General features: G+C 62.5%; 12 protein-coding genes. 8 read left to right on the top strand and 4 right to left on the bottom strand.

Annotation, left to right across the window (positions count from 1 at the left end; genetic code table 11):
* The first annotated feature begins 17 nt into the window (after window positions 1–17).
* The 6 genes from ACQ4V8_RS16100 (at window position 18) to ACQ4V8_RS16075 (ending at window position 5,711) form a co-directional block, all read left to right on the top strand.
* Window positions 18–1,091 carry a glycosyltransferase family 4 protein gene (locus tag ACQ4V8_RS16100; RefSeq protein ID WP_436571823.1) on the top strand — a complete coding sequence of 358 codons (1,074 nt, stop codon included), beginning with the start codon at window positions 18–20 and terminating at the stop codon, window positions 1,089–1,091.
* A complete protein-coding gene (locus ACQ4V8_RS16095; RefSeq protein WP_070347315.1) occupies window positions 1,081–2,661 on the top strand; it encodes an MBOAT family O-acyltransferase in 1,581 nt (526 codons plus the stop codon). Before ACQ4V8_RS16100 ends, ACQ4V8_RS16095 begins: the two co-directional genes overlap by 11 nt.
* A gap of 2 nt (window positions 2,662–2,663) precedes the next feature.
* Entirely contained in the window at window positions 2,664–3,857 is a 1,194-nt protein-coding gene (locus ACQ4V8_RS16090) for a hypothetical protein (RefSeq protein ID WP_070347314.1), read from the top strand.
* Between the two features lie 87 nt (window positions 3,858–3,944).
* The gene (locus ACQ4V8_RS16085; RefSeq protein WP_436571822.1) at window positions 3,945–4,949 is read left to right on the top strand and encodes a 2-hydroxyacid dehydrogenase; all 1,005 of its coding nucleotides are present in this window, start codon (window positions 3,945–3,947) and stop codon (window positions 4,947–4,949) included.
* 70 nt (window positions 4,950–5,019) lie between these two features.
* Complete coding sequence (locus tag ACQ4V8_RS16080) at window positions 5,020–5,253, top strand: hypothetical protein (protein WP_436571821.1); 234 nt, start codon at window positions 5,020–5,022, stop codon at window positions 5,251–5,253.
* Window positions 5,250–5,711 carry a MepB family protein gene (locus ACQ4V8_RS16075; protein WP_010398132.1) on the top strand — a complete coding sequence of 154 codons (462 nt, stop codon included), beginning with the start codon at window positions 5,250–5,252 and terminating at the stop codon, window positions 5,709–5,711. The genes ACQ4V8_RS16080 and ACQ4V8_RS16075 overlap by 4 nt, the downstream gene beginning before the upstream one ends.
* Before the next feature lie 247 nt (window positions 5,712–5,958).
* On the opposite strand, the gene katG is transcribed toward ACQ4V8_RS16075, so the two are convergent.
* Together katG and ACQ4V8_RS16065 are read right to left on the bottom strand one after the other, a co-directional pair.
* Window positions 5,959–8,220 (bottom strand): catalase/peroxidase HPI, encoded by a 2,262-nt coding sequence (katG, locus tag ACQ4V8_RS16070; RefSeq protein ID WP_436571820.1) that lies wholly within the window; start codon window positions 8,218–8,220, stop codon window positions 5,959–5,961.
* Between the two features lie 268 nt (window positions 8,221–8,488).
* Window positions 8,489–9,361, bottom strand: coding sequence for a TIGR02285 family protein (locus ACQ4V8_RS16065; protein ID WP_142303377.1), 873 nt, complete (start codon window positions 9,359–9,361; stop codon window positions 8,489–8,491).
* A 374-nt stretch (window positions 9,362–9,735) separates the two neighbouring features.
* Between ACQ4V8_RS16065 and ACQ4V8_RS16060 the strand changes: the two genes are divergently transcribed.
* Window positions 9,736–10,707, top strand: coding sequence for a cation diffusion facilitator family transporter (locus ACQ4V8_RS16060; protein WP_029496398.1), 972 nt, complete (start codon window positions 9,736–9,738; stop codon window positions 10,705–10,707).
* 1 nt (window position 10,708) lies between these two features.
* Entirely contained in the window at window positions 10,709–13,267 is a 2,559-nt protein-coding gene (locus ACQ4V8_RS16055; protein ID WP_436571819.1) for a cation-translocating P-type ATPase, read from the top strand.
* A 129-nt stretch (window positions 13,268–13,396) separates the two neighbouring features.
* Here the strand turns inward: ACQ4V8_RS16055 and ACQ4V8_RS16050 are convergent, their stop codons facing one another.
* Together ACQ4V8_RS16050 and ACQ4V8_RS16045 are read right to left on the bottom strand one after the other, a co-directional pair.
* A complete protein-coding gene (locus tag ACQ4V8_RS16050; RefSeq protein WP_436571818.1) occupies window positions 13,397–15,832 on the bottom strand; it encodes a glycosyltransferase in 2,436 nt (811 codons plus the stop codon).
* Entirely contained in the window at window positions 15,829–17,061 is a 1,233-nt protein-coding gene (locus ACQ4V8_RS16045) for a TIGR04063 family PEP-CTERM/XrtA system glycosyltransferase (protein WP_436571817.1), read from the bottom strand. The genes ACQ4V8_RS16050 and ACQ4V8_RS16045 overlap by 4 nt, the downstream gene beginning before the upstream one ends.
* Between the last annotated feature and the right edge of the window lie 3 nt (window positions 17,062–17,064).

Here is a 17,064-nt window from a genome sequence, read left to right as displayed (position 1 = left end):
CGCACGAAAGGATGACCATGCGTGTCGGTATCTTGTCCTACCCGATGCTGTTCCAGCGCGACGGCGGCTTGCAGATCCAGGTGCGCGAAACCATAGCCGCCCTGAACCGGCTGCCAGCCAAGGCGGCGCCCCCCATGGAAGTGCAACTGGTCGATGCCAACCATGAGCGGCTGGCCGATTTTGACGTGCTGCATGTTTTTTCGGCCAGCAATGGCACTTACCGCATCATGGAAGCGGCCAGCGAGCAAGGTGTCCCTGTGGTACTGTCGCCCTTGCTATCACCTCAATGGGGCCGCGCCTGCGCCTGGCGCGCGCGGCTTGCCGACCGGCTGGCAGGGCGTTTGACGCAGTGGATGGTGCAAACCAGTTATGCGCAAACGCGGCGCGCCTTGCAGTTGGCCGACATGGTCATTGCGCTGGGCGAGGCCGAGCGCGACGCCATCGTGCAAGGTTTCGCCATGCGCGCCGAGGCCATCCGCGTCTTGCCGAACGGGATTAACGCGCACTTTTTTACAGCCAATGGCGATCTGTTCTTGCGTGAAACGGGCATCTCCGAGCCCTTCGTGCTGATGGTGGGCAGCATTTCGCCGTATAAAAACCAACTGGGACTGGCGCTGGCGCTGGCAGGGACGGGCTTGCGCCTGGTGCTGATCGGCGCTGCCCCGCGCGAACAACACGCGTATTTCCAGCAGTTGCTGGACTTGCCACACGTCAGCTGGCTCGGCACGCTGGAGCACGCCGCCCCGCTGCTGGCGAGCGCCTACCATGCGGCCGGCGTAGTGGCTTTGCCCAGTCAGGGCGAAGTGTTGCCCTTGAGCGTGCTCGAAGCGCTGGCGGCCGGTACGCCCGTCGTCATGACGGCGCAAAGCGCGCTCGATTTGCCCGATTCCGCGTTCGCGCTGCGCAAGCTGCGCTGGGACGATGGCCACGCGCAGCGCCGGGCCATCCTCGAACTGCTGGCGCACCCGCCCGAGCGCACGCGCGTGCAAGCGCTGGTGCAAGGTTTTACGTGGGAACGGGTGGCGGCGCAGATTGCCGAATGTTACTACCAGGTCCAGTTCTTGCCTCCCAGGAGGCAATATGCTGTTTAATTCTTTCGCCTTCCTGTTCGGCTATCTGCCCATCGTGCTGGCCGGCTATTTTCTGCTCGGTCGCCGGGCATCCGCAGGCAGTGCGCCTTCCAGCTGGCGCCGCTTGGCGCCGGCCATGTGGCTGGCGCTGGCCTCGCTGTTCTTCTATGCCTGGTGGGAGGTGCGCTATCTGCCGCTGCTGCTGGCATCGATTTGCGTCAATTACGGCGCCGGGCGCCTGCTCGGCGCCAGTGCTGGCGCAGCGCGCAAGCGCGTGCTGCTGACGGCGCTGGCGCTGAACCTGGGTTTGCTTGCCTACTACAAATATGCGAATTTCTTCATCGATAGCGTGAACGCGGTCGCTATCGCCGGCGGTAGTGGTGGTAGTGGTGGCAGCCTGCCATTGCACGCGCTCGACATCATCTTGCCGATTGGCATCTCTTTCTTTACCTTCACGCAGATCGCCTTCCTCGTCGATTGTTACCGGGGCGAGCTGCGCGAATACCGCTTCATCCATTATGTGCTGTTCGTCAGCTATTTCCCGCACCTGATCGCCGGCCCCGTGCTACACCACCGCGAGATGATGCCGCAGTTCGCCGACCCGGCCAATGTGCATCCGCGCGCGGCCAACTTCGCCATCGGCCTGTCAATTTTTACTCTTGGCCTGGCAAAAAAGGTGCTGATCGCCGACAATCTGTCACCGCTCGCCATTCCCGTCTTCGCGGCCGGCGCCACCCCCACCCTGATCGAGGCGTGGATCGGCGTGCTGGCCTACACCTTCCAGCTGTACTTCGACTTTTCCGGCTATTCGGACATGGCCATCGGCCTGTCGCGCCTGTTCGGTGTGAAATTGCCGCTCAATTTCAACTCGCCGTACAAGGCGGCCAATATCGCCGAGTTCTGGCACCGCTGGCACATGACTTTGTCGCGTTTCCTGCGCGACTATGTATACATTCCCCTGGGCGGCAGCCGCCATGGCGAGGCCATGCGTTACCGCAACCTGATGCTGACCATGCTGCTGGGCGGCCTGTGGCATGGCGCCGGCTGGACCTTCGTCGTCTGGGGCGGCTTGCACGGCCTGTACCTGGTGCTGCTGCAGGCGTGGCAGAGTGTCTTTGGCGCGGCGCAGGCGCGCTGGTGGCCGGCTTGGTGCTCAAGCTTGCTGACCTTTCTTGCCGTCATGCTGGCCTGGGTCTACTTCCGCGCGCCCGATGTGGCCACGGCCTCCGATATCGCCGGCGCGCTGGTGGGGGCGAACGGCGTGAGCTTGCCGCGCGCCCTGGTCAGTCACGCGGGCCTCCTCGCGCAGTGGGGCCTGCATCCGGCCTTCGACGGCATCCGTTGGATCGAACTGGCGGGGCCGGGCTTGCCGGTGCTGCTGGTGGCGATGCTGCTGGCGTTCAGGGCGCCAAACACGCAAGAAATTTTCTTTCTCTACGAGCCCGCCATTGAAAGAATATTGCAGCCTGCAGGTCGCTGGAACTTCAACTGGCAACTCACGCGGCGCTGGAGCGTGGGCTTGGCAGCGCTGTTTGTTGCCTGCATCTTCAGCATGAACCGCGTCAGCGAATTTCTCTACTTCCAATTCTGAGCATGGATACCAACGCCCGCCGCTACCTCGCCATCTTCCTTGCCTGCGTGCTGGCCGTGCTGGCCATTGTTTCGGGCATGAATTATCACGTCGATCCGTATTTGCTGCATCAGTGGGACAGCCCGTTGGTGCAGCGCCTGCGCCCGACGGCTGAAAAGCTGTCCGTGTGGGGCAAGACCTATGCCGTGGCGCGCTATCGGCCGGCCGTCGTCTACATCGGCAATTCGCGCACGGAAATGGGCTTGCCGGCGAGCCGCATGCGTACTTTGTTCGAGGGCAAGAGCGTCTTCAACAGCGCCGTGTCGGGCGCTTCGATCGGCGACGCCATCTTGCTGGCCGAGCATGCGGCCAGAGTCAGCCGTGTCGACACCATGGTGTGGGGCATCGACGCACCCTCGTTTTCCCTGGCGCGCGGTTCGGCCGGCGTGGAGCCGGGCTTGACGGACGATGGCCCCGCCTTTTTCGTGCGGCGTGCCTTGCTCAACATCAAACGCGGCCTGAGCGTGGACATGACGCACGACTCTTGGCGCATCCTTAGCGGCAGCTACGACGGCGTCTGCCTATCCAGTCTAGCCCTGCACGGCCAGCGCGACCAGGCGTGCATTACCAGCCGCAAGCATGGCTGGGCCGGCACGGCGCGCGCATTCACGCCGCGCTTGCAAGAGTTTGGCGACGGCCCGATGCCGACGGCGCCCGCGCTGCTCGCCTTCGACACCAGCGTCGGCAAGCTGTGCCGGGGTGGCACGCGCTTGCGCCTGTACATCAATCCCACCCACGCGCTGACGCTCGACGCCCTGTATTGGCGCGGCAAGTGGGATGCCATGCAGCAGTGGCAGCGCGACCTGGCGCAGATGGCCGGACGCTACCGGCGCCAGGGCTGCGACGTGCGCCTGTACGATTTTTCAGGTTTCAACAGCATCACCAGCGAACCGATCCCGCAAGTGACGGGTGTGCCCGCGATGCGCTATTACTGGGAAGCGTCGCACTATCGCGACAATGTGGGCCAGTTCATCCTGGCGCGCCTGTTCGGCGGCGCGCCGCAGCCGCCGGCGGACTTCGGCATCGAGCTGACGGATACCGGCATCGCGGCGCACCAGGCGGCGATGCGCGCCGCACGCGAGCGCTATCATGCGCAGCACGCCGCCGAAACGGCGTATCTGCGCCATGCCTTGAGCTTGCCGCGCGCGCCCAAATAGGCGCCCAGCGGTAGCAGGCGTACGCCGGGGGCCACGGTGCTTGCGCTATGATGCTGTATTTACATCGAGCTATTTCCAGGACTCACCATGAAAATCGCCTTCTTTGCCAGCCAGCCCTACGATCGTCGCTTCTTCGATGAAGCCTTGGCGTCCCAGCCCGATTCCGCCAGCATCGAACTGGTGTATCACAGCGCCTTGCTGAGCGAGGAAACCGTGGTCCTGGCGCAAGGCGCCCAAGCCGTCTGCGTCTTCGTCAACGACGTGCTCGACGCGCCGGTGCTCGAAGCGCTGCACGGCTACGGCGTGCGCGCCGTCCTGCTACGCTGCGCCGGCTACAACAATCTCGACTTGCAAGCGGCCAAGCGCCTGGGCCTGTTTGTCGCCCGCGTGCCTGCCTACTCGCCGGAAGCGGTAGCCGAATACACGCTGGCCCTGGTGCAAACCCTGAATCGCCATACGCACCGCGCGTATGCGCGCGTGCGCGAAGGCAATTTCTCGCTCGACGGCTTGCTCGGCGCGACCTTGCATGGCAAGACGGTGGGCATCGTCGGCACGGGCAAGATCGGCTTGGCCACGGCGCGCATTTTCAAAGGTTTCGGTTGCAAGGTGCTGGGCCACGACCCGTATCCGGCGCCCGCGTTTGCGCAACTGGGCACCATGGTGGAATTGCCGCAATTGCTGGCCGAGTCCGACATCGTTTCCCTGCATTGCCCCTTGACGCAAAGCACGCGCCACATGATAGGCGTAGCGACGCTGCCGCTGATGAAGCAGGGCGCCATGCTGGTCAATACCTCGCGCGGCGGCCTGATCGACACGGGCGCCGTCATCGAAGCACTGAAATCGCGCCAGCTCGGTTCGCTGGCCATCGACGTGTACGAGCAGGAAAGCAATCTGTTCTTCCAGGACCGCTCGTCCGACATCATCGATGACGACATCTTCCAGCGCCTGATGACGTTGCCGAACGTGCTGGTGACGGGCCACCAGGGCTTTTTCACCATCGAAGCGCTGCGCGAGATCGCCGCCATCACCTATCACAACCTGCAATGCTTCCTGCAGGGCAAGGCGTGCGAAAATAGCGTCCTGGCTGGCTGACGCCGGTTTTTAGGTGCAGCCGCTGCAGCTGCACTTCAGGCTTTATCCTTTTAGTAATCTATATTTTTCCATGACACATCACCTGATTACGCACCGCGGCATCCGCATCATTACCCTCACCTCGGCGCAGGATGTGGCAGCCCACTGCGCGCCCGGCCAGACGGCCATCCGCGAGCAGGACGACGGCTGGTGGCTGTATTTTATGGACCAAGACGGCACGCTCGACGGCTACGATAGCCCGTTCGCCAGCCGTGCCGAAGCGCTGTGGGCGGCCAAGGCAGCGGCCGAATTCAGCGCGCAATGAAGGCCAGTCCGTGGGCTTGCCTGGGATTGCCGCAAGCGCCCGTGCCGGAAGCGGAAAGCGCAGACTACGGCGCCTGCCGCGCCGAACTGCACGGCAAGCGACTGGTCTTGCGCGTGGCAAAAACCACGCCGACGAAAACCGGCCAGTTCGTCACCGTCTGGAAGCGACTCCACCCCGCTGCCGAGATCGCACCGCTCGATGCAGCTGACAGTGTCGATTTTCTCATCATCGCCGTGAGCGATGAAGCGCAGCACGGCTTGTTTGTCTTTTCCCGCGCCGTGCTGATCGAACGCGGCGTGATGTCGCGCGCGGGCAGCGGCGGCAAGCGCGCGCTGCGCGTGTATCCGCCGTGGTGTACGCCAAAATCAGCCCAGGCACTGCACACGCAGCGCTGGCAATCGGCGTGTTTTGTGGCCGCGGGCGACCAGCTGCGGCTCGAGCAGCTGTGCAGGGAATGATTGTTTGCCGTTGAATTGATCGATGCCGTGTTGCTGAGCAAAACCTTTTGTGGCTAGATGCGGCACGCTGCGCGCCGCTGGCTTTTGCCTCAATGAGTGGAAGTTTTTTGGGGGGGCGAGCCTGTCGTGTAAGTTGTGTTCCCCGACAGGCAGCTTTTTTCCAGACGCTGTCAGTACAAGCTAAGGCGAGTGCGTCGTCATGATAGTAAATGGTCCGCCTGGTAGGCGGACCATGGCATTGAATTGCTTAATTCACAGTAGGGGCCAAATTTGTGTCGAAACGGTCGAGGTTCATCACCTTGGTCCATGCCGCCACAAAATCGTGCACAAACTTCGCGTCCGCATCGGCGCTGGCGTATACCTCGGCGATTGCGCGCAGTTGGGCGTGCGAGCCAAACACCAGATCGACGCGCGAGGCGTTCCACTTGTGCGCACCCGTCTTGCGATCACGTCCCTCGAATCGGTCCAGGGTGCGCGAAACCGGTGCCCACTGCGTATTCATATCGAGCAGTTCGACAAAAAAGTCGTTGCTCAAAGCACCAGGGCGCTGGGTGAACACGCCATCCTGGCTGCCGCCGACATTCGTGTTCAGCACCCGCATTCCGCCAATCAGTACCGTCAATTCTGGCGCCGTCAAGGTCAGCAGTTGCGCTTTATCGACCAGCAATACCTCGGCAGGTACACTGTAATGCGTCTTCAGGTAATTGCGGAAGCCGTCGGCAATCGGTTCGAGTGGCTCGAATGACTGCACATCCGTTTGCTCTTGGGTAGCATCCGTGCGCCCTGGGGTGAACGGCACGACGACCGCATGGCCAGCATTCTTTGCTGCCTGCTCTACGCCAACATTGCCTGCCAGGACGATCAGGTCGGCCAGTGATATGTACTTGCCGCCGGTGTTGAAGGCCTGGGCAATCTGCGCCAGGGTGGCGAGTACCTCACTGAGTTGTTCCGGCTGGTTGACAGCCCAGTCTTTTTGCGGCGCGAGGCGAACCCGGGCGCCGTTTGCGCCACCGCGCTTGTCCGAGCCGCGAAAGCTCGATGCCGAAGCCCACGCCGTGGCGACGAGCTGGGCCACCGTCAAGCCCGATGCCTGCAGCTTTTCTTTCAGCGCCGCAATGTCCTGCTCATCGACCAGAGCGTGCTCGACGCCGGGGACAGGATCTTGCCAAATGAAGACTTCTTTTGGCACTTCGGCGCCAAGGTAACGCGAACGCGGGCCCATGTCGCGGTGGGTCAGCTTGAACCAGGCGCGCGCAAACGCATCAGCGAACTGGTCCGGGTTTTCAAAGAATCGCCGCGAGATTTTTTCGTACGCCGGGTCCATGCGCAACGCCAAGTCAGTTGTCAGCATGGTAGGGCGATGGCGCTTGCTGGCGTCATGTGCATCCGGGATGAGTCCGTCGCCGCCTTTGGCGACCCACTGGTGTGCGCCAGCCGGACTTTGCGTCAATTCCCATTCGAAGCCGAACAGGTTCTCGAAATAATTGTTGCTCCACTGCGTAGGCGTGCTGGTCCACGTCACTTCCAGGCCACTTGAGATGGTGTCGCCACCTTTGCCGGTGCCATAGCTGTTGGCCCAGCCCAATCCTTGCGCTTCGATACCGGTGCCTTCAGGTTCGGAGCCGACGTGCTCTGCGGCGGCGGCGCCGTGGGTTTTGCCGAAGGTATGGCCGCCGGCAATGAGTGCGACGGTTTCTTCATCGTTCATTGCCATGCGCGCGAAGGTGTCACGGATGTCGATGGCAGAGGCGAGCGGATCTGGCTTGCCGTCCGGACCTTCCGGGTTGACGTAGATCAGTCCCATCTGCACGGCGGCCAAGGGATTTTCGAGATCGCGCGACTGCGGCGCTTCGCTATCGTCATCTTTTGGCAGCACGGCGTTGACTTTGTCGACTCCGGGCGAACCTTGTGAGTAACGCACGTCGCCGGCCAGCCATTTGTTTTCCCGACCCCAGTACACATCCTGGTCCGGTTCCCACACGTCTGCTCGGCCGCCAGCGAAGCCCAGCGTCTGGAAACCCATGCTTTCGAGCGCCACGTTGCCACTCAAAATATACAGGTCGGCCCAGGAGATTTGCTTGCCATATTTCTGCTTGATGGGCCACAGCAGGCGACGTGCCTTGTCGAGGTTAACGTTGTCGGGCCAGCTGTTCAGTGGCGCGAAGCGCTGCTGGCCACGGCCGGCACCGCCGCGGCCATCGCCTGTACGGTAGGTACCGGCGCTGTGCCATGCCAAGCGGAGAAACAGACCGCCATAGTGCCCGAAGTCGGCCGGCCACCAATCCTGTGAATCAGTCATCAAGGCGGTGAGATCCTGTTTCAACGATGGCAAATCGAGCGTGTTGAAGGCCGCCGCGTAATCGAATTGCTGCGACATCGGGTCCGATTTCGACGAATGCTGGTGCAGCAAATCGAGGCGCAACTGCTGCGGCCACCAATCGCGGTTAGTCGTGCCCACACCCGCTGCAGCATTGAAGGGGCATTTAGCTACTGTTTTTTCTGTACTCATCGCTGATCCTGTCTTTAAAAAAAGGGGGGGAGAATGCAACATAGTTCGAAATCGAAATATATGTACCGAGTATAAGCACCAACGATTGATTGGTAAAATCAATTGTATTTATCAAATTGGTAGTAATTAACTATTAGCTATGCTGTTCATTAGGGAACAAGGTGCGAATGATCATGATAGCGCGCTGGAACGTGGCAGCATGAGTTCAGCTGTGCCGGGCATGGAAAAATCCGTGTTTCGCTCAACAATGCGACACACGCTTGCATGTTTATGGCCCATCAAGATGCAGCATCGGTTTTTCGCGCCGTCGGTAAAAGGCGCCGAATTGATCTGCGTAGCGTCGGCGGGTATCCTCGCTCAGCCAGGCCTCCACGCTTTCACGCATCGCCTGCGCCCCTTCCCGGGTCCCCAGAATGTCGTCTATCTTTCGTGCTGTCGCCTTGCCCCATGCGGTCTTCGGGCAGGCGAAACCAAACTTGATTGGTTCTCCATTGCTGGCGATAGGGAAGCTGCGCACCGCAGCCAGTTTGTCGTTACGGCTTTGGTAATAAGAGAGGATGAAATCATAGTCGATCGTATAGTCGACACGGTTGAGCAGCATCATCGCGAAGATAGATTCGCCGTAGTTGCTGATCGTAGTCAGCGTGAGCGGGGCATCCGCAGGCCGCTGGCGCAGCATGTTGTCGAGCTGCTTGCCGAAACTGCGCTTTTCGCTGATCAAGCCACGTAGTTTGTGCTTGGACAGCAGCAGCGGCAAATCGACTTCCTGCCTGGCATTGAGTGGCAGCGCGCCCGCCACCTCGGAGCGCGCCAGCAAATGCAAGGGCGGCAGCACGCCTGTTTCGACAATATAGGCGCTTTTCAGCCGCTCGGGGTTGCTCAAGGTGAAGCAATAACAGGCAGGCTGGCCCGCTTTTAGCATGGCCCAGCTGCGTTTCAAATTGGCGTAGACGAAGCGGTGCTCGACCTGCGGCCAATGCGCAACGATGTAGGCGATTTCTTTGTCGACAATGCCGGACCCAGGCTTGTCATTGCTGCGTATCGATATCGGTGGCAAATCCGGAATCAGCCAGGTCATCACGGCTTGCTCTGCAGAGACGTCTTGCAGGATCAAGCTCATTGCCAACAATATGCGACGCATTTGCGCTCCATAGTCGAGGATGTCCCACTATTATCACCATAGTTGGGGCTGAAAACACGCGATAGGATGAAATTTTTTATAAAAAAGACCGAAATGGCAAGGCTTGCGGTGCTGTCGCAATATTGATATTAATACCATATTTTTGCGCATTGGAACCTATCCCCGCAGCCCTGCACATCGCAAGGCGCGGTGCACAATGTCTGCAGCAGTGTTTATCAAAATCTTGCAATATTGCAACTACTGCCATTAAATGAGAAGCATTAAGATAATAAAAATATAATTTTTATTTTGCTCCGGCGTGCACGATAATTTGGCTTTGCCAGTATGCTGAGCCGCACAGACTTGATCGATCAACCTTGCCATTGTGAACCCCTATGACGCCAACAGAATTCGAAGATGAGAACGAGAATTCTTCACACTTCGCCTTGGAGCGAGCAGCTGCAGCGTCGCGTAGCACCTGGGTGAGTGTCGCCGTCAACCTTTGCTTGAGCATTGCACAGATTTGCATCGGTATCTATGCCAAGTCACAAGGCTTGGTGGCCGATGGCATTCACTCGCTCACCGATCTCGTGGCAGACTTTGTCGTCTTGTTCGCCAGTCACCACAGCAAGAAGGATGCCGATGAGAACCACCCCTACGGGCATCAGCGATTTGAAAACGCCGCTTCGTTCATTCTCGGCCTCTTACTTTTGGTCGTCGGCGCAGGCATGGTGTGGAGCGCAATATTGAAGCTTGAGTCGCCAGAGAGCATCGCCGAAGTACACAGCATTGCCTTGTGGATGGCTGGTCTGGCACTATTGGCCAAAGAGTGCCTGTTTCGTTATATGCTGGCGATAGCCAAACGCATCAAATCGAGCATGCTGATCGCCAATGCGTGGCATGCCCGCTCGGATGCTGCGTCCTCATTTGTCGTTGGCGTCGGCATCATCGGCAATCTCGCCGGCTATCCCATACTTGACCCGATTGCTGCACTGATCGTTGGACTCATGATTCTGAAAATGGGTTGGGGCTTTGCCTGGGACGCGCTGCATGACTTGATGGATAGGGCGGTGGACGAGATAGAACTCAGTGCCATACGCGAGACGCTATTGACGACGCCCGGCATCAGTGGCGTGCATGATTTGCGCACGCGAAAAATGGGCGACATGATCATCGCCGATGTCCACATCGAGGTCGAGGCATCACTGACGGTCGAAGCGGGACATACGATTGCTGTCGATGCGCGCCGCCGCGTGCTCGAGCGTCATCGGGTTCTCAATCTGATGACGCATATCGATCCATGGCGGCGACCGGATCTGGATCACGCAAGTGCGTCGCCGTCGGCCACGCCGGAAAAGGCGGGATGATATGTCGCTCCAGCCAGGCAGTGGAGGATTGACAACCGCGCAGGCTGCAGAAAGCTTGCTGAAAAGTGGGCCGAATGCCTTGCCTGCCTCGCGTCCCTTGAGTGCCGCACGCCTGCTGCTCGATGTCGTATCCGAACCGATGTTTTTGCTGCTGGTGGCCTGCGGCATCATCTATCTGCTGCTTGGCGACCGCAATGAAGCGCTGATGCTGCTGGGCTTTGTGTGTCTCGTCATGGGCACCACCTTTTTTCAGCGCAGGCGCACGCAACGCTCGCTGCATGCCTTGGGCGACCTTTCCTGTCCACGCGCCCTGGTGATACGCGATGGCAAGCAGGAGCGCATCGCCGGCAGGGACTTGGTGCCTGGCGACCTGGTGCTGCTTGCCGAGGGCGACCGCGTGCCGGCCGATATCGAACTGCTCAATGCATCGAATTTGACGGCCGATGAGTCCATGCTCACGGGCGAGTCCATGCCGGTAGCCAAGCATGGCCGCAGCGACACTGGCGACACTGGCGACAGTCCGGCCTGCCTGGTGTATTCCGGCACCCTGATCACGCAAGGCACGGCCAGCGGTCTGGTGGTCGCCACCGGACCCGATAGCGCGCTCGGTCGCATCGGCGCCTCGCTTGCCAGCATGGGCAGCGAGCTGACACCGATACAATTGGAAACACGCCGTGTCGTCAGCCATGTCGCCATCGGCGGCTTGTGCCTCGCCGCAGGCCTGGCATTGGCCTACTGGTGGCTGCGTGGCGACGCTTTGCAAGGCTTGCTGGCTGGACTGACGCTGGCCATGGCGATCCTGCCTGAAGAATTGCCGGTCATCTTGACGCTTTTCCTGGGCTTGGGCGCCTGGCGCCTGGGGCGGGAAAGCATTTTGGCGCGCAGCATACCGGCGATCGAATTACTCGGCGCGACGACACTGCTGTGCGTAGACAAGACGGGGACACTGACGGCCAACCGCATGGACGTAGCCCGGCTTTGGTCGGAGCAGTCGGCCCATGATTGCCAGCGCAGTCCCGCCGCTGCCTTGCCGGAAGAGCTGCACGGCTTGCTCGAATATGGCGTGCTGGCTAGCCATCGACGCGCGTTTGACCCGATGGAGTCGGCCATCGTCGAGACCGGCGCGCGCTTGCTGGCCCATACCGAGCACCTGCATGCCGACTGGCAGCTGATTGACGATTATCCGCTGTCGCGCCAGATGCTGGCCATGTCGCGGGTGTGGCGATCGCCGGACCATGGCGCGTTCCTGGTGGCGGCGAAGGGCGCGCCCGAGGCCATCATCGACTTATGCCATTTGCCGCCAGCGCGCGCCGCCAGCATCGCGGCGCAGGTGCTGGCCATGGCAAACGACGGTTTGCGCGTGATCGGCGTGGCCAGTGCCACCTTTGCCGCGTCGCCCTTGCCGGACAACCAGCACGTTTTTGATTTTCAATTTCTTGGGCTGCTGGGCTTACACGATCCGCTGCGACCAGAAGTGCCCGATGCAGTGGCGCAATGTCATGCGGCGGGCATACGCGTGGTGATGATCACGGGCGACCATCCCGCCACAGCGCTTGCCATCGCGCAGCAGGCCGGTGTCGCCGGCATCGCCAGCGGTTTGATGTCCGGCGTGGAGCTGACCGCGCTGGACGACGCGGCGCTACAGGCGCGCCTGGTTGATACCGATGTCTTTTGCCGTATCGCGCCAGAGCAAAAGTTGCGCTTGGTGCAAGCTTTTCGCAGCCGTGGCGAGATTGTTGCCATGACCGGTGACGGCGTCAATGACGCGCCCGCTTTGAAGGCGGCCAACATCGGTGTGGCCATGGGCGCGCGTGGCACCGATGTCGCGCGCGAGGCGGCAGCGCTGGTATTGCTCAACGATGATTTTTCTTCCCTCTTGCTTGCGGTGCAGCATGGCCGGCGCCTGTTTGCCAATCTGCGCAAGGCCATCGTCTTCATCGTCGCGGTGCATGTCCCCATCGTCGGCCTGTCCATCGTGCCGGTGCTGCTGGGCTGGCCCTTGCTCTTGATGCCCGTGCACATATTGTTTTTGCAAATGGTGATCGACCCCGCCTGTTCGATCGTGTTTGAGGCCGAGCCGATCGAAGCCGATGCCATGGTAAGCAAGCCCAGACGGCCGGACATGCATTTGTTCGACCGTGAAATACTCGTGCGCGGCTTGCTGCAGGGCGCAGGATTGTTGGCCATGCTGCTGGCCTTCCACGTGTGCGTGCGCTCGATGGACTATTCCGATGCGGTGGCGCGCACGACGACCTTCCTCAGCCTGGTGGCGTCGAACCTGGGACTGATCTATGTCAATCGCCAGTGGACCGAGCCGTCATGGAAGAGGGGGTTGAAGTCGAACCGGGCATTCGCATGGATAGGCCTCGCGGCCTCGCTATTGCTGCTGCTGGTACTGGGCGTGGCGACCATCCGCGAGCTGTTCGCCTTCGCGCTGCCGGACATGCTGTTGTTGCTGCCGTGCGCGCTGGTCGCCGCGCTCAGCATCGTCTGGTTCGAGTGCGTCAAGTGGGTCTTGCCGACATGGCGATGGCTACGCGGCGCGCGCTTGCGCACCTGATGATGGAGCACATCGGCATCGAGTACATCGGCATCGAATACTTCGCGGCGTCCGGCGCGTGACGCTGATGTACAGGCTGTTGCCGATGCTGGCCAGGTCCGCTTGGCTGGCAATCCCTCCTTAGTCACCTCACACCACCTCACTCACCACATAGCGGTACTTGCCCGACGCTTCCGCCGCGATCTCGTCGACTTCCTCGATGACGATGTCTACCTGGGCACCGAGCCTAGCCTGAAAGCCGGTCACGATGGCGTTGCGGGTGGCGTCGTCCAGGCGCACCACGCATACCAGCAGCACGCGCGTGCGCAGCAGGCTTTCCTGGATGATCTTGAAGCTGCGTACCTGCGGCAGTTCGCGCACGATGTAGACGAGGGCCAGGCCGTGCATGACGCTGCCATCGCAGGCCGTGAGAAAATCCGTGCTGCGCCCTTCGATCTTTTGCAGCAGGGGCAAACCACGTCCACAGGAACACGCTTGCGTGCCCAGCGCGCCCATGTCGCCCGTGGCGTAGCGTATAAAGGGATAGTCCTGCGTGGCAAGATGGGTGACGACGATTTCGCCCGTGGCCCCTGGCGGCAGCGGCTGGCCCCGGGCATCGACGATTTCGACGATGAGGTCTTCTGCCGTGATGTGCATGCCGCCGTCCGCGCATTCGTGCGCGATGAAGCCCGCGTCGCGCGCACCGTAGCCGTTGGCCACGGGGCAGCCGAAAGCGGCGGCGATTTGTGCGCGCTGCTCGTCGTACAGACGTTCGGCCGTCACGAACGCCACTTTCACGCCCAGGCCGTTGAGCGGCAGGTCGCGCGCGCTGGCATGGCTGGCGATGCGGCACAGGGCCGATGGATAGCCGAACAGCATGCGCGGGCGCCAGCGGTGCAGTTGCCTGACATAGCCATCGAGGCGCACGGGCGACATGGCAAACGCGGGTAGCAGGATGCTGCGTAGCAGCGCATCGCGCAGGCGGCGCAGGCGATCCTGCGCATGCAGCTCGATGGGCGAACCCCACAACACGGCTTCGCGGTCGCCGATGTCCACGCCCCACCAGCGCGTGGCGCGCCACTTGGCCGCGATGTCGTGGCTGATCCTGCGCCGACCGAGGAAAAATTGTAGCGGCTCGCCGCTCGAGCCGCCCGTGGCGAAAGGGCGCAAGCCGACGGCGCGGGCAGACTTGAAGCTGTCGCGCGCGCGCGCAATATCGCTCTTGCGCAGCAGCGGCAGGCGCGCCAGATCGGCCAACTGCCTGACCTGGCCGGGGTCGAAACCGCTGCGCGCGAACAGGGCGCGGTAATGCGGTACGTGCTCTCCCGCGTGGCGTAGCAGCGCGCGCAGGCGCGCCAGCTGCCATTGCTGCAATTGCTGCGCGCTCCACCACTGCGAGCGTTCCAGCCGGCGCAGCAGACGTGCGCTGTGATGACCCTTGCACCATTCATGCAGGGGGAACAGCCAGTGCGCGACGCAGCGTGTGTAGGCGCCCGGACGCGGCGTGGCGCGGATGCGGCGGTAATGTACGGCCAGACCGGGCGCGATGCGCTTCCAGCTGAAGGTGGAAGCGTGCGCCAGGCCCGCGTCGACCAGCGCTTGTGCGCGCGGCGGGTCGCGCAGCAGCGCCACGATGGCCTGCGCCATGGCGGCCGGCTCGCCGGGTGGCACCAGCAGCGCCGTCACGCCGTCCTGCAGCAGGGCCGGGATGCCGCCCACGTTGGTGCTGACGACGGGCACGCCGCAGGCCAGCGCTTCAAGCACGGAAATGGGCATATTGTCGGCTAGGCTGGGGTTAAGCACGATATCGCTGGCCTGGTACAGCGCGGGCATGGCGGCGTTGTCGACCGGGCCGGCGAAGCGCACGCAGTCCAGAACGCCGAGCGACTTGGCCAGGCGCGCCAGCGCCGCGCGTTGCGGCCCGCCGCCTGCCAGCACCAGGCGCGCCGTGGGAAAGGCCAGTCGCACGATGGCAAAGGCGCGCACGGCGCTGGCATTGTCGTACAGGGTGTCCAGGTGGCGCGCCACGAGGATGCACGGACCGTCGGGCGACGCCGCGCGCGCCGTGGCCGGTGCAAAGCGCTGCAAGTCCACCACGTTCGGCACGATGTGGGCCGTATGGCCATATTGCTCGAAGATGCCGGCCAGATAGACCGAGGGCACGACGATGGCACTGGCGCGGCGCAGGCTCAATGCCACCAGGCGCGGCGAGCGGGCCAGGAAGGCGGCCGCTTCGCCGCCGCGATAATTGAGCAGGGCAGGTTTGCCTTTCAGACTGGCGATCCACATGGCGGGCGCCGCGTGCAAATGCCAGGACCAGCCGGAATTGGCCATGATGTGGAACAGGTCGACCGTATTGGCCATGCGCCACAAACGCCACAGGAACACGGGCAGCCGCAATGCAGCGCGCAGGTAGCGGATGCGCGCCAGCCAGGGCGGCAGTACGCTGTCGTTGACGGCCAGCAGCTGCACGTGGGCACCATCGTCGCGCAGCAGGCGCGCCAGCTGCGCCGTCTGGTTGGCCATGCCGGCGGCTGGCGGCGGCAGCGGGCCGACCAGGGCGATACGCAAGCCCGCGAAGATCATGGCAGCCCTCCCGGCACTCCCGCACCCCTGCGCGCCGCAGTCAAACGCGCATACACGGGCGCATAGCGGCGCACGCTGGCATCCCAGCTGCGCTGCGTCTCGACGAAGACACGCGCCTGGCGCCGCAGCGCCGGCCAGCTGGCAGGTGTCAGCAGCAGCGCCAGTATGGCTTGCGCCAGCGCCTCGGCGTCACCGGCGCGAAACAGCATGCCTGTCTTGCCATGTTCGAGCAGTTCGCGGTGCCCGCCCACGTCGGAGGCGACCACGAGCCGGCCCTGCGCCATCGCTTCGAGCGGTTTCAAGGGCGTCACCAACTGCGTCAGGCGCATGGGCAGGCGTGGATACACGCAGATGTCGAGCAGCTGATAATAGCTGGCCACCTGCGCATGCGGCACGCGACCGACGAAGACCACGGCGCTTTGGAGACCCAATTGCGCCGCCAGCGCGCGCAGCGCCTTTTCTTGCGGACCGCCACCTGCCAGCAGCAGGCGCAGGCTTGGCTGCGCCGCCAGCAGGCACGGCATGGCGCGCAGCAGCAAGGCCAGGCCCTCGTAGGCATAAAACGAGCCGATGTAGCCGATGACAGGGCCGCCGTCCAAACCCAGGCTGTGGACCAGCGCGGGATCGGCAATGGCATCGACGACTGCGGCATCGACGGCGTTCCCAATGACCGTGATTTTGTGCGCAGGCACGCCGCGCGCGCACAGCTCGTGTCGCAAGCCTTCGCAGATGGTGGTGACGGCGTCGGCGCGGCGCAGCGCATACGTTTCCAGCGCGCGCGTGAGGCGGTAGCGCAGGCCGCCTGGCCGGCTGCTACCCTGGTCGGCGGCCGCGTCTTCCCACAAGGCGCGCACTTCATACACGACGGGAATGCCCAGCGCGCGCCCCGCGTTGAGGGCGGCGATGGCGTTCAGGGCCGGCGAATGCGCATGTAAAATATCTGGCTTGAGGCGCTGTGCCAGTTGGCGAAGGCGCACGGCCAGACCGATGATGACGGCCACCTGCCTCAGTACGGGCAGACGCGCCCACCAGCAGGCATTCGGCGCCGTGCGGTAGAAATGCCAGCCATCGACCAGCTGCTGCGCCCCATCGGACGCTCCCTGCTTGGCACTGGTCAGTTGCATGGTGTGCCAGCCCAGTGCACGCTGCTGGCGCAAAATGGCCAGGGTACGAAAGGTGTAGCCGCTATGCAGGGGCAGCGAATGGTCGAGGATGTGCAGGATGCGCATGGA

The sequence above is a fragment of the Janthinobacterium paucivorans genome (genome assembly GCF_051380805.1).
Taxonomy (GTDB): Bacteria; Pseudomonadota; Gammaproteobacteria; order Burkholderiales; family Burkholderiaceae_D; genus Janthinobacterium; species Janthinobacterium lividum_D.
The sequence above is the reverse complement of the archived record's forward strand: the minus strand, read 5'-3'. Positions and strand labels throughout refer to the sequence as shown.

Excerpts from the sequence above, each read along its gene's own strand:
- ACQ4V8_RS16100 (WP_436571823.1), top strand. The coding sequence starts at position 18 with ATGCGTGTCGGTATCTTGTCCTACCCGATGCTGTTCCAGCGCGACGGC.
- ACQ4V8_RS16095 (WP_070347315.1), top strand. The coding sequence starts at position 1,081 with ATGCTGTTTAATTCTTTCGCCTTCCTGTTCGGCTATCTGCCCATCGTG.
- ACQ4V8_RS16090 (WP_070347314.1), top strand. The coding sequence starts at position 2,664 with ATGGATACCAACGCCCGCCGCTACCTCGCCATCTTCCTTGCCTGCGTG.
- ACQ4V8_RS16085 (WP_436571822.1), top strand. The coding sequence starts at position 3,945 with ATGAAAATCGCCTTCTTTGCCAGCCAGCCCTACGATCGTCGCTTCTTC.
- ACQ4V8_RS16080 (WP_436571821.1), top strand. The coding sequence starts at position 5,020 with ATGACACATCACCTGATTACGCACCGCGGCATCCGCATCATTACCCTC.
- ACQ4V8_RS16075 (WP_010398132.1), top strand. The coding sequence starts at position 5,250 with ATGAAGGCCAGTCCGTGGGCTTGCCTGGGATTGCCGCAAGCGCCCGTG.
- katG (WP_436571820.1), bottom strand. The coding sequence starts at position 8,220 with ATGAGTACAGAAAAAACAGTAGCTAAATGCCCCTTCAATGCTGCAGCG.
- ACQ4V8_RS16065 (WP_142303377.1), bottom strand. The coding sequence starts at position 9,361 with ATGCGTCGCATATTGTTGGCAATGAGCTTGATCCTGCAAGACGTCTCT.
- ACQ4V8_RS16060 (WP_029496398.1), top strand. The coding sequence starts at position 9,736 with ATGACGCCAACAGAATTCGAAGATGAGAACGAGAATTCTTCACACTTC.
- ACQ4V8_RS16055 (WP_436571819.1), top strand. The coding sequence starts at position 10,709 with ATGTCGCTCCAGCCAGGCAGTGGAGGATTGACAACCGCGCAGGCTGCA.
- ACQ4V8_RS16050 (WP_436571818.1), bottom strand. The coding sequence starts at position 15,832 with ATGATCTTCGCGGGCTTGCGTATCGCCCTGGTCGGCCCGCTGCCGCCG.
- ACQ4V8_RS16045 (WP_436571817.1), bottom strand. The coding sequence starts at position 17,061 with ATGCGCATCCTGCACATCCTCGACCATTCGCTGCCCCTGCATAGCGGC.